This is a genomic window from Stomatohabitans albus, from assembly GCF_036336025.1.
GTDB lineage: Bacteria > Actinomycetota > Nitriliruptoria > Euzebyales > Euzebyaceae > Stomatohabitans > Stomatohabitans albus.
In genome coordinates this window covers 1-13,173 of sequence record NZ_JAYKKE010000003.1, presented here as the reverse complement: position 1 = coordinate 13,173, position 13,173 = coordinate 1, and the positions used below count along the sequence as shown (strand labels likewise).

Genomic DNA, 13,173 nt, shown 5'->3' with positions numbered 1-13,173 from the left:
AACCTGGATATGTGGAGGCTCAAGATCGGACTGCCCTCTTGAACCGGATGAAACGTATCCAAGGCCAAGTGCGGGCAATCACAACGATGATTGAGGACGGTGAGTACTGCATTGACGTGCTCACCCAAATTACGGCCGCCAAACGTGCATTGGAAAAGGTCAGTTTGGTCCTGGTGGATGATCATCTCCGTGGCTGCGTACGCCATGCGGCGACCAGCGGTGACCAGGAGGAAATAGACCAAAAAATTGAAGAAATCAACACGTTATTAGGGCGTATGCTCAAAACCTAAAGGGCTGGTTCAGCCTTGTTCCACGTGCCGTATACCCCCGTTGGATGGGATGCGGCACGTTTTCGTTGTACCGGATTAGTGATCGTCTTGGTGCCGGTCATATTCGGCACCGTAGATGGATCGCATCTCTTTCTCGTAGTACTTAACTGCATTCGGGCGAACAACCTTCATTGATGGTGTGAGTGTCCGGTCATGGATATTGAATGGTTCGTGCAAGATACGGAACTCACGAATCGACTCAGCACGACTCACCTTTTCATTGGCACGGTCAATGGCGCGCTGGATTGATTCAATGACCAAGGGGTGATCGGCGGCTTCTGCATAACTCAGCGCCGGCAGGCCCCGATTCTCCAACCAATCCGGCAGGACATCCGGATCCAAACAAATAAGTGCGGCAATGAAACGCTGTCGATCCCCCACGACAAGGGCTTCAGAAATAACCGGGTGGGAACGCAAATCTTCCTCTAACGGTGCAGGTGCAACATTTTTACCTGATGCAGTGATAATGAGGTCTTTTTTCCGGCCGGTGATATGTAAGTTACCGTCATCGTCAATATGGCCGATATCACCACTCTTTAGCCAACCATCTTCGGTCAGTGCTTCAGCTGTCATCGCCTCGTTATTCCAGTAACCATCGAAATTGCGGTCGCCAAAGACTTCAATTTCTCCATCATCAGCAATGCGTAATTTGGCACCAGGGAGTGCAACACCAGCGGTGCCAACAACATTGCCATTGGGTGAGGCAGGGGAGTTGCCCGTGACACAAGACATCGTTTCAGTCAGCCCCCAGCCCTCAAAAAGGTTGAGTCCAACGCCACCAAAGAAGTGCCCGATTCGGGTACTTAACGGGGCACCTCCCGCAAAGCACCACCGCAAACGGCCACCAAGTTTGTCTCTGAAGCTCTTGTACACAAATGGTCCATAGAGCCAATACCAAAAGAGCGCACGGAGTTTAGGTTGTTCACCCTTTGTTCGTGATCGGTTCACACTGATAGCTGCGCGGGCCGCTCGATGAAAGTGAGACCGTTTCCCCTCGGCTATCGCGAGTTGTTCACCGTGGGTATAGATCTTTTCGAATACGCGTGGCACGGCAACCATCAACGTTGGGCGCAACGTAGCTAAGTCAGAAACCAAGTCTTGAACTGTGGGAGAGAATGCAATTTCTACGGCAGATTCCATCCCGATGAGCACGCCTAGACGCCCAATGGTGTGGGCCAGGGGGAGGAAGTTCAAGATACGAGGGGGGCCATATTCATCATGCTCAAGGCCTGGCCCAAGCACCTCTGAGGTTGCACGTGCCTGAAAGAGCATTGAACGATGGCTGATCATGCACCCCTTGGGTCGGCCAGTTGTCCCTGATGTGTAAATAATGCTGGCTAAATCGCTTGCATTGCGCTGAGCCATACGGGCTTGAACGGCGTCTGGTACTTGTTCTGCCTCAGCAATGGCGTGAGCGAAGGACCCATCCTCAACACACCAAAGATCGCGGACTTGTGTTTGGTTTGAATCTATTACTCCTTGGATCCGGTCGCGCAGTACTTCTTTATCACAAAGGACTGCCACCACACCTGAATCATTCAAGATGTAATTAATCTGATCTGCTGAATCTGTCTCGTAGATCGGGACCGTGACCCCACCAGCGGCCATGATGCCATAATCCATCAATGCCCAGACGTAACTGGTATTTGCCATAATGGCGACACGGTCTCCCAGCTGGATACCCCGACCAATAAGCATTGATGCTACTTGGCAGACCTCTTGAGCATAGGTCTGGCAACTCACGCTCTCCCACTCATTATTCGCATCACGTCGCAGGGCAAGCGTTGCATCTGGTGTTTCTCGGGCACGCCGAAAGACTGTTTCAGGTGCCGTTTCTTCGGGGCCAACGACCGATAGTGCGGCTGTTTCTGTCTGTCGCATGATGAAATCCTCCCCGAAACCTGGGCGTAAACGAATGAGTTACGCCTACGTAAGTAATCTATCACTTCAATTACAACGAGTGGATTCTCCGGCATACCGCCATGTAGTTGTTTTCACCTGTGATGTTGGGCCATTGCCTGCGGTTTCAACGATATGCAGGCCCGACCAATACACCGGGTCCAGTGGTTGGGGGCCATACCCTCGATCAAGGACGACGAAATCCGTTGTATAGGGTTCACCAAGGTCATCACGACCACGTAATGTGAGGACGGTGGCACCGGCAAACGGGCCATCAATGAGTTGTGTAACACACTGAATACCTGGGGACCGCCCGGGTGGTGTGGGAACGCGTTCTAAACTCGTGGCACACGAACTCGCAGGATCAGTACCAAGTTGTTTACATAAGTCTGTCGTACCTTGGACAAGAACACGACCAATGGTCTCGTACAAGACGGTACGGGCAGCGGATTCCGAGACATCTGTTCGATAGTGCAGGGGTGCCTTCCACCAGCCAGGTGCGGTGAAGATCGCAGTACCTGCGGCACTGATGAGGCCAACGACACAAGACCAACTTGCCCAACGAACCCACCAGGCTGGGCCGTTAGAAGGAGAACGAAGGAATTGGTGATGCACCTAGCCAGGGTGCCACGACTATCCTTAGTGTGAGTGAGTACAACAACTTCAACCATTATCGCCCCCAGTGATCAGGTACTTGTGGGGCTACTTGGCCCATCTGATCGGCATCTGGGTGTCATTGAACGGGCATTCACCGCAGGTATCCATCTACGAGGCAACCAGTTCACCATCACGGGTGAAGAAGATACGGTTAACCGGGTTACGCGGGTGTTTACTGAGCTGATTGAGCTCCTTGAGGGTGGCAAAGCCGTGGATCTGCACACGGTTGAGCAAGTGATCACAATGATCAACGACGACGCCGATGCTGATCCCTCTGAAGTGCTAGGTGACGAGGCCTTTACCTTTCAAGGCCGGACAATCCGACCCAAAACGTTTGGGCAGAAGCAATACCTTGATGCTATTCGTCAGCACATCATCACGTTTGGTATCGGTCCTGCAGGTACCGGCAAAACCTATTTGGCGATGGCGATGGCAGTGAATGCACTGCGCAAAAAAGAGATCAAGCGCATCATTTTGACCCGGCCGGCGGTTGAAGCAGGGGAGAGCTTAGGGTTCTTGCCCGGCACGTTGACAGAGAAGATTGACCCGTACTTGCGCCCACTTTTTGACGCGCTCCACGACATGATGGAGCCAGAGTTTTTACGTGAAGCCATGGAACTGGGCATTATTGAAGTCGCACCGCTGGCCTATATGCGAGGACGAACGTTAAATGATGCGTTTGTTGTTCTCGATGAAGCCCAAAACACCACGCCAGAGCAGATGAAAATGTTCTTAACCCGTATCGGAGAACGCACCAAGGTTGTCGTTACGGGAGATGATACGCAGGTGGATTTACCGGGGAATAAGACGTCAGCCCTCCGCATTATTGAAACCATTCTTGGCGGCATAGAAGGCATTGCCTTTATTCATTTGACTGGGAAGGATGTGGTTCGGCACAAGATTGTGCAGGCCATCGTTAACGCCTATGACCGGGCAGATAAGCAACGCGCAAAACGCCAACATAAGGACAGCGCTGATGCGCCGCCGCGGTGAGTTGGTGAGCCTGAGATGACGAACCCTGACCATCCAGATCTATCAAACCATATCGCCCTCATTACTGCGGTTGATAGCCGAGAAGATGACATAACTCATCACGTTGATGACGCACGGCTCTGTGCGCTTGTTGGGTTTGTACTTGTCCGTGAAGGTGTTGTACCGATGGGCGTTACGTTGACCTTCGTCGATTTAGATAGTATGCACGCATTGAACCGCGAACATATGGACACCGACCGACCCACCGACGTCTTAGCCTTTCCGCTTGATTCACCAGACCAAGCCGCGGCGGACCCGGCGCATCCGCATCTGCTCGGCGACATTGTGTTGGCACCGCACTACATTGCTGACCAGGCTAGTAGACATAGCAAATCGCTTGAAGATGAGATCGCAATGTTGACGGTTCACGGAGCATTGCACCTTTTGGGATATGACCATGCCGAAGAGGAGGAACGCAAGGTTATGTTTGCGTTAACGGATCATCTGCTTACCGAGTGGGAGGCAATGGCATGGACCCCATAAGTCTTGGAACTGGATTTGTTGCGGGACTACTCGGTGCTGCGGCAGTTGGTTATTTCAGGCGGGTGGCGGCGGCAAAGGCCATTGCGCCTGTTGATGAGCAAATTAAAGAGCTCGTGGACGAGGCGGACGAAGCGGAGATCACGGAAGAAACCGGGCAAATGATTGCACATGTCCTTGCCCTTCCCGATACCCGTGTCCGCGAGATTATGTTACCTCGCCCGGATATGCGCTCGGTAACACTTGATATGACCTTAGATGAAGTCACCGATGTGATTCTTGAGTACGGGCACTCACGGTTACCAGTTCGGGGGGATGCTGATAACCGTGACCAGATCATCGGGCTGGTGTACTCCAAAGATGTCCTCAAGCACATTCATTTACAGGGGGCAGAAACGAAGTGGCATGACCTCATTCGCCAGCCCTATGTGGTTCCAGAATCAACCCCTGTGGACCGGCTATTGCGTGAGTTGCAATCTCGTGAGGTGCATATGGCCTTAGTCGTCAATGAGTTTGGGGATCTGACCGGCCTTTGCACAATTGAAGATGTGCTTGAAGAAATTGTTGGTGAGATCGTTGATGAGCACGACGATGAGCTTCCCCTCTATGAGGAAGTGAACGAGCATGAATGGCTTGTTGACGCTCGGTTGGGTATCCACGCGATGTCTGAATTACTTGGCATGGACCTGCCTGACGATGACTGGGACACGGTGGGTGGTTTGGTCTTTAACCATGCCGGACATGTTCCAGAAATTGGTGATGTGATTGTGGTTGACCACCTCGATGTTCCAGACAATGACTCAGTGTGGGGGAGTGTTGAATTGCACTGTGAAGACGTTGAAGGAAACCGAGTTGAACAGGTTCGGGTGATTCGTTTGCCGCTAGTTGCAAAAACCGATGAAGATTAACCAACCCATGTGTAGTAAAGGATTACGGAATGGCCGCTGAACAGATTGATTGGGCTGCCCTGGACGCTGCAGCGAGAGCAGCACAAGCCCATGCCTACGCACCCTACTCACAGTTTCGTGTAGGAGCGGCGCTCCTAAGCCTAGACGGACGCATCATTACTGGTTGTAACGTTGAAAATGCGGCCTACCCCTCAACGATGTGTGCCGAAGCTAATGCCGTTGGTACGGCAACCATGGAAGGTGCTCGAGACATTATTGCCTGTGCGGTGATCGGTGATACGACCGACACGGTGACGGCACCGTGCGGTAATTGCCGGCAAGTACTCAATGAATTGAACCCCAATATGGCCATACACATGATGGGTAAGAATGGCCATGAAATCTTTACAACTTTGGGTGAAGGGCTGTTGCCGTACGGGTTTGGTGGTAGCGTATTGCCTCATCACTGACGGGCTCGTAGCTCAGTGGGAGAGCGCTCGCCTCACACGCGAGAGGTCGCTGGTTCAAACCCAGCCGGGCCCACCACAATGTCATGATCTGGTAGCTAGCGCCACCCCATCTAGCGCCACCCCTTGGGTGGCGTTGTTGTGTCCTGAGACTACAGGGTGAAGCGATAGCACTCCCTCCAGGGTGGGTTGGCCATTCTTGGTGTTTATGTCGCCTCACCCCATTTGCCACCTATGGGTGAGCGTATTATTCACCCAGTGCCAAAGTGGACATAAATAAATTACCTATAGTAATAAATCTTTTACAGATTATTACGTTTCTTTGAAATTTATTGAGAAAAGTCTATCGAACAGGCCATGAACAGCCGATAGGTACGTATTCACTGTACGTACACAAGAAGGTAGATAAAGGCTGATATGAACATCACCAATCTCCTGGTGTCAGGATTCGCGCTGGCATCACTCTCTCTGACTGGGATGCCAATGCCTGGCTACGCCCAGGCTGTGCCACCGCCTCATCAAACGAGTCCAGCAGGTACACCAGTTGCGAATACGCCAGCGGTGCCAAATAAGGACAACCTGGTCATTTCACTTGACGATACAGAACCGACCACACTCTTGGGTGAAGAATCGGTTATTAAAGGCAAGATAACCAACAACAGTGCTTCACCGCAGTACAACGTGGGTTGGAGCGTTCTCTTACCTGAGGGTGTTGACTTCCTCGGGGCTACTGCGGGGCCAGCCGAATATGGCAGCCCGAAAGCAACGATTTTGCTGTATCCAGATCATACCGAGACGGTCGTCCACTGGGCAAACGCTGTGGACATCAGCCCGGGTGAGGAAATCTGGTTTGAGATTCGTGTCAACAACAAGGGTCCCAAAAAGGGTAGCGCTGCCCCGGGACCATCCAGTGGCACCGTCTATAAAATTGATGACACCTTCACCGTGAAGGCTTGGGCCCAAGGCTCAACCCAAGCAAGTGCTTTACCAACCTTTGCAGAGTATGGATACGGTGGTCAGAGTGATCCTGGCGGTGCGTCAAGCCCTTGGTCTGTTGATGCCCAACCCGTGATGGTCAAAGGCTTAGATGCAAAGCTGACGATCGAAGAACAGCTCAATGGCATTACCGTTCGTGGGAATAAAGCGAATCAGCGCCAGATGGTGACGGTTGAATTAAAGCGAACAGGCGCAGGTGATCTTGAATTAACAGACACTGTTGATGTTGAGCTTGACCCCACGTGGGAGGTCATGGGCACCTGTGTGAAGAACGGGGAAAACTGTTTTACCCCAACTGAACAAGACCTGGAATGGGTAACCAGTCCCCAACCACACTGGGTACTCCATATCCCCGCTGCAAAGTTTAATTTCGATTCTGAGAACATGGCCAAGGTGACGTTCGAAGTTGCTGCATTGGACAAGAAGAATGTGGCTCCTGGCAATACACCAAAGGTCAACCAGGCTGGACTCGGTGGTGATGGGAATCAAGGTGGCACCCGTAATGATGTTGCGTACTTGGATCCTGCCTATGCGAATAACACAGGTGACTCAACCCATAACCAAGTAGTCACCTTCAAAGGAACGGGTACTGCTCGCTATATCCATCCCTGGAATGGCGAAGATGCAACGAAGTACCCAAACGTTGGTCGGGTTCAGACAGATATCCCTGATTTAGTCACTACCGTTCAGGACACGTCTGTTTCGTTAACCACGTCAATGGTTGACGGTGGAGCATATAAGAACAACGAATTAGCCAATAAAAAGCTGGTTGTTCGCGCGAATGAATATGCGCCGCTGTCAGATGACCGAACGATCAAGCTGACATTATCTGAGCCAGAATGTCCAGTTGCGAAGGGTACGACTGATTGCGTAGCGAATGGACAGTCAATAACACTCACCCGGACGGTTACCACCGATAGCGGACCAACCACGAGTGAGGTGACTGGCACCGTTTCAAAGGGGCCAGACAATAAGTTTGTTATCACCATTCCGGCTGCCGGTATTGATCCGAGAACATCAATCACACAGACCTTTGAATTCCAATCCAAGGTGCTTGATACCGCCAATGGCAAGCCGGTTGTGAACGGGAAGCCGTTGGTCACCAAGGCCACATTGTCGTGGACGGACAATGCAACTCCTATCAAAGTCGATGCTGAGGCAGAACTCCCGCCCGCGCTCATTGAGATATTTAACACCGTTGCATTCCCTAATCCTGACGGTACCTGCCCGGCACCCACCAGCGCGATGCCGACCGCAGAGGAACGCAAAAACATTGCGAAACAGCCGGAAAACAACCGACTGTTTGACCAATTAAACGGTGCAACAGATATCTGGGGAAAACGTCGCAAGATTGGGAATGGTAAGGACCTTTGCTTCCAAGTCTTGATGAAGTACCCAGATGGGATTGAAACCCAAGACCCGAAGCTGAACCTCTTCCTGCCATCTGAGGCACAGCTTGTTGGTACTCCAGATTCAAATATCACCTATGCGGGCAGTCTCAGCGGCCAGCAGCAGTTTGTTGCGGCATCAAATGTCCCCTCCGCGGTGAGCCCTGTTGACAAGCCCGATAAACGTACTCCGTTGACCTACACCTTTGGTCAGCGCGTGGCCGGTGGTTCCCTCCTGTCAATGGTTTACAAGGCCACAATCAAAAACTCAAAGGTTCCAGAAGCCGATCAGCCAGTGGTGTTGTATGACAACTTGGCCAAGCTCGGCTATACCGACTTTGATGGTGGGTTCTCTAATGCCCGCGATCTTGCCGGCTACGAATTCATTAATCCGATTTTGATGCTTAAGGTTGATAAAGCACTCGTCGGTAACGCGAACCGTGGGTCCACCCAACGCCTGACCTATACGGTAACGAATATCGGGGATTCACCTGCGGCACCGGGCACCAAGGTTGCTCTTAAATTGCCCGAGAGCTTCACCTGTGCCAATGTCACGGTTGGTGGTGGGGCCACACAGGCAGAATGTGTGTCTGGGCCAAAGGCTGGTCATGATCCCAAGCTCATTTCTGGTGACTATCTGCTCGTCAATGTGACTGACGGTATCGGGTCACGTGACCCCAACAGCGCCACTGATGAAAAGACCTTCACCCTGGATGTAGCCGTCCCAAATAATCACTCACCATCGCTGAGCTATGAGGTTGAGGCAGGCATTGTTGGCTACACCTCAGTAGTCGGCAGTGGCCAAGAAGCATCCACCTATATGCCAAAGATGAATGCATTTTGTAAGCCGGTGGGTTCAAACCTTGATGAGGCCGCTCGAGAAGCCGCAAATAATGCATGCGTAGAAGAAATTGGCAAAGCGGCCTACGGTCTCGCCGATGCATCTACCCGGATCGGTAAAAGCCTATTCGCCGGTCCCAACGCGGCGACAGGCGGGTTAAGTACGCTTGCAACCTCGATTATTGAAACGAACAAGCCAGCGATTTCACTTACCGGGACCAGCTCTGATACCAACAACCCTGACTTGACGGTTGTGCCTGGGGAAAAGGGTTCTGTTTCGGTAATCATTACACCTAACGTGAGCGATTCTCCTGGTACCAGCCCTGCACTTCTTGACGGGCCTCAATTCTCTGGAAATGATGCCTTTATTGCACTGGTATTTCGGGGCACGGGCTTGAACCAGCCCAACTACTTCAAGACCGAGAATGACATTAAAGCCACCATTGTTGCTGCACTAGGCGAAGACATGATTTACAAGGATCAAATCGTGTTTACGCCAACGAATGATTCGGTGAGTGTCAGGATCCCCCTCAAGAAAATCCCTGGTCAAGTCAAGACCATGAACTTTTCGGAGGTCTTTGTCGGCACTGGAAGTGAAGTTCGTGTTCAGGCCAGTACCAATTACAAAGCCGGAAAGCTAGTGCATACCGATAAGGGTCAACCAAAGTTGAACCAACCGGCTACGGGTGACTTGATTGCGGTTCCTGCAACCCAAGTTGTGTTTGCTTCGCAAGAGCCTGCCCTCACGGTAAATAAGCAGGTCACCAGCCCAGCAACCAATCGGATTATTGGTAAGAGCACCATCGACTACACGGTAACCATTACCAACACCGGTAAGGTGCCCGCCTATGGGGTGAATGTAACCGATACGCTGCCCCAGGCCTTCACCCATGCCGCTAGCCTCACTCAGGTCACGGCCACTGGAGTTACGATTACCAACCTTGATACCAAGAAGGCTTGGACATTGAGCGATGGCAATCGTAAGGGTGTGTGGCCACCAAATAACGAAACGTTCATGATGCCAGCAGGCTCGTCGGTCACGATGACCTACACCGCTACGGCACCTCCCTATGTAACGACAGCCTTGGCGTACACGAATAACGTTGCCGTTCCATTTGCATCTCAGCCAGGAAACCCCGTTGGCGTAAAGACTTACGACGGTAATGGCAGTGCAACGGTGCACGGGGACAATATTTCGTCAACGACAACAATCACCGCTAAGAACCCTGCTTACCATCCCAATGGCAAGGTTCAGCATGGTGAATTAGTCAAAACAGTCACCACTATTTCCATTCCCAAGGACCTTGAGGTGCCAAACCTTAGCGTCTTAACGGAATTAGCTGGTGCGAATATTGATCGCTCCAATGCGAAGGTGACTGTCACCTGCCCATCCGCAAGTGGGTTAGCCTGTGATAACGCCACCTTATTGGGCGGTGACGCCAATAAACTCGGGGTTGTGGTGAAGGATGGAACCTTCCAAAACAACACCAATGGGCCGATTGAGATTGTGGTTGAAGTAACAGACCTGTTGGTTACGGGTGGTGATGGTCCAATCACCGCAACGGGTAATGCCTACCGTGGCAATACCAAACCAACTGACGCGACTGGCTTTGACACGATGGAAAAGTCCTCTGATGGATCTACGGGTCGCGTAGAGGTGCTTAATCCGTCTGTTGCCCTTGATGCGACATTTATGGTTGGTAACACCCCGTTGACCACACCGATTGAACCAGGTACCGAGGATCTTCACCTGAACCTCGTTATCAAGAATCCAGTCGCTGATTCTGTGCTGCGCAACACCGTTGTGACAGAGATTAAAGACAAGCTGGCCGCAAGTGGCTTGAAGGTTGCCGCGTCCTTTACTGATCCCAAGTGGGATGGGGAAAAGCTGACCATTGGTGATCTTGAAGGTGGGGATACCAACACCATCACGGTAAAACTGCCCATTGAATGGGACCCAGCCAAGTTTAGCGGTTCCAATCGATTGACCGACCGTCAGGTGGTGACGATTCCTGCCAGTGGCCAGACCGGTCCGCTGAATGCAGTACAAACTGCTCAGGCACCAGAAACAGAAGGCACCACGCCGAATACAACGGCTAATCCAGCCTTAACCCCGTTGTTCCCGATTCCCTCTGTAACGGTGAAATTGTCTGATAAGAACAACACCCCGTTACGTGAAATGCCAATCCCAATTCTCAATGTTGGTGATGAGGGCTTTATTACCATCACCCCGAATGTTGATGGTGGTCACCCTTATAACCCATTGGTGTGTTTAAAGATCACGAAAACTCGGGATCCTGGTGCACCAAGTGCGTTGGCTAAACCGACGTTGTACCAGCCAGCGGCTGGCGTAACGATCGCAACACCAAATACCATTTGTGATCCAGAAGACATTGAAATTAACCTGCCAACCCCTCAGCCTGGGGAAAAGCTACCTTCGGTGAAACTCACAATGAATACCTCTGGTATTCCAAATGACATCTTGGATAGCGTGACCATCCGGGCAGACTTGAAGGTTGATAGCCGTATTGACGGCGGTAACGGTACCCCTGGTCAGCGGTCATTCCGAGCCAATGATGATAAGGAAGTCCTTATTAGCCCAGCAGTTGACCTGAAGGTTGCTGTGGACTGGTCGAAACAGCCAACGAGTGCTGATGATGGCGTTTCGAACTACAACGACTATGACAATGAGCAGGACCCTATTTTCGCCAGTATTTCGATTACGAATGTTGGCCGTGACGAGGTGAACCCAACGAATGCTCGGGTCAAACTGAATATCCCTGATGGGTGGGATGTTGAACCACCGACTAATCCTCAAGGGTGGACCTGTGAAGCTAAGGACGAAGGCGGTAAGCGGGTGCTTGAATGTACGCGCACCACAAACTTGCCGGCGAACCAAACCACTCCATTTATTGTGAAGGTGGTCAGCCCCACCGGTGCACAGCATCGGTTGACTAACACCCCATTGATGATCACGGGTGCCTTTGCAGATAATCGAGCAATCACCAGCAACTTTGATGCCAATGACACCAATGACAAGGTAGATACCCAGGCAACGGTCTTTGTGCCACTCCCTGACTTATCTACCACCGTCACTGTTCCATCACCGATTCTTACAGATAACGACTTGACGAAGCCCTTCACGGTCAAGGTCAAGCATGATGGTGATAAGGTTCGTGCAAGTGAAGCAACCGTGACGATTTCTGCGGCCAATGGCAATGGTGCGATTACCATTACCAATGCCAATGGATGGACCTGTCAGGATTTTGGGCAAAATCAAGTCTTTGTCTGTGACTGGCCTCACGCTTCACCCGGTGGTGGCAATATGCTCCCAACGATTGAAGCAACGGTTACTGTGCCAACTAAGGAAACGGATGTCACAGTAGAAGGCAGGAGCGGTTGGTTACGCATAGATGCCAGTGGTATTCGATCAGGTGTTCCTGACAAGAACCCCGCGAATGACCGGAATGTCGTACCGCTTAAGCCATTTGACCAATGGGTTGATGGCAAGGTCACGATTACATTTGATAATCCAAATCCTCGTCCCGGTGAGGATCCTGGTCCTAAGGTTCAAATCATCCATAATGATGGTGGTGCAAATATTCCCGTTGGCACCACGATTCGTCTGACGGTTCCCCCTGGAGCGACGGTAACGGATACCCCTGGCTTCAATAACTGCCGGAAACCAGATCCCAGCCAGGATGTATGGGAATGTGACGTAGCCACTGCAATACCGCCTGGCCAGACCGTTGACGGTCCGGGCATCGCCGGTGTGGATGGTCCAAATAAGACCATTACGGTGACCATCGTACTGGACAATGACCCTAACCAGGGGAATAACACGGCAACCGGTAGTACTCGGAACAATACGCCGGTACCTGGTCCTGTAGACCCGATCAAACCATCACCAGACCCAACAGACAATCCAACACCAGAACCAACTCCTGATCCCGGTGAACGACCGAGTGAGATTCCGCCAGCCCCGGCTCCTCCTGCTCGACCAGCACCGGTGAACCCAGGGACAACTTCAACGATCAATACGCCAGAAGAACGTTCTGATAAGTGGGTAGAGTCGGTATTCCCGGCCAACGCCACCTCTCGGATTGTGTTGATTGGGCGTGACAATGTGTTTGCGGATAGCTTGTCGTCTGGTGGGTTGCAGGGCATGTTGGATGCGCCGTTGTTGTTGAACCCGGTT

General features: G+C 51.8%; 8 protein-coding genes and 1 tRNA gene. 7 read left to right on the top strand and 2 right to left on the bottom strand.

Annotation, left to right across the window (positions count from 1 at the left end):
* The first annotated feature begins 11 nt into the window (after nt 1-11).
* A complete protein-coding gene (locus VCU37_RS07775) occupies nt 12-290 on the top strand; it encodes a metal-sensitive transcriptional regulator (RefSeq protein ID WP_336250079.1) in 279 nt (92 codons plus the stop codon).
* A gap of 75 nt (nt 291-365) precedes the next feature.
* Here the strand turns inward: VCU37_RS07775 and VCU37_RS07770 are convergent, their stop codons facing one another.
* Together VCU37_RS07770 and VCU37_RS07765 are read right to left on the bottom strand one after the other, a co-directional pair.
* A complete protein-coding gene (locus VCU37_RS07770) occupies nt 366-2,210 on the bottom strand; it encodes an AMP-dependent synthetase/ligase (protein ID WP_336250078.1) in 1,845 nt (614 codons plus the stop codon).
* 66 nt (nt 2,211-2,276) lie between these two features.
* Entirely contained in the window at nt 2,277-2,843 is a 567-nt protein-coding gene (locus tag VCU37_RS07765) for a hypothetical protein (protein WP_336250077.1), read from the bottom strand.
* A gap of 33 nt (nt 2,844-2,876) precedes the next feature.
* Between VCU37_RS07765 and VCU37_RS07760 the strand changes: the two genes are divergently transcribed.
* From VCU37_RS07760 to VCU37_RS07735, 6 genes are all read left to right on the top strand, one after another.
* Complete coding sequence (locus tag VCU37_RS07760; RefSeq protein WP_336250076.1) at nt 2,877-3,878, top strand: PhoH family protein; 1,002 nt, start codon at nt 2,877-2,879, stop codon at nt 3,876-3,878.
* A gap of 15 nt (nt 3,879-3,893) precedes the next feature.
* The gene (gene ybeY / locus VCU37_RS07755) at nt 3,894-4,400 is read left to right on the top strand and encodes an rRNA maturation RNase YbeY (protein WP_336250075.1); all 507 of its coding nucleotides are present in this window, start codon (nt 3,894-3,896) and stop codon (nt 4,398-4,400) included.
* Nucleotides 4,388-5,305, top strand: a complete 918-nt coding sequence (locus VCU37_RS07750) for a hemolysin family protein (RefSeq protein ID WP_336250074.1) — start codon at nt 4,388-4,390, stop codon at nt 5,303-5,305. The genes ybeY and VCU37_RS07750 overlap by 13 nt, the downstream gene beginning before the upstream one ends.
* A gap of 29 nt (nt 5,306-5,334) precedes the next feature.
* The gene (locus VCU37_RS07745) at nt 5,335-5,754 is read left to right on the top strand and encodes a cytidine deaminase (protein WP_336250073.1); all 420 of its coding nucleotides are present in this window, start codon (nt 5,335-5,337) and stop codon (nt 5,752-5,754) included.
* A gap of 1 nt (nt 5,755) precedes the next feature.
* Nucleotides 5,756-5,830, top strand: a tRNA-Val gene (locus tag VCU37_RS07740).
* A gap of 338 nt (nt 5,831-6,168) precedes the next feature.
* Nucleotides 6,169-13,173: hypothetical protein (locus VCU37_RS07735; protein ID WP_418896471.1), on the top strand; the 7,005-nt coding region annotated here is incomplete at its 3' end.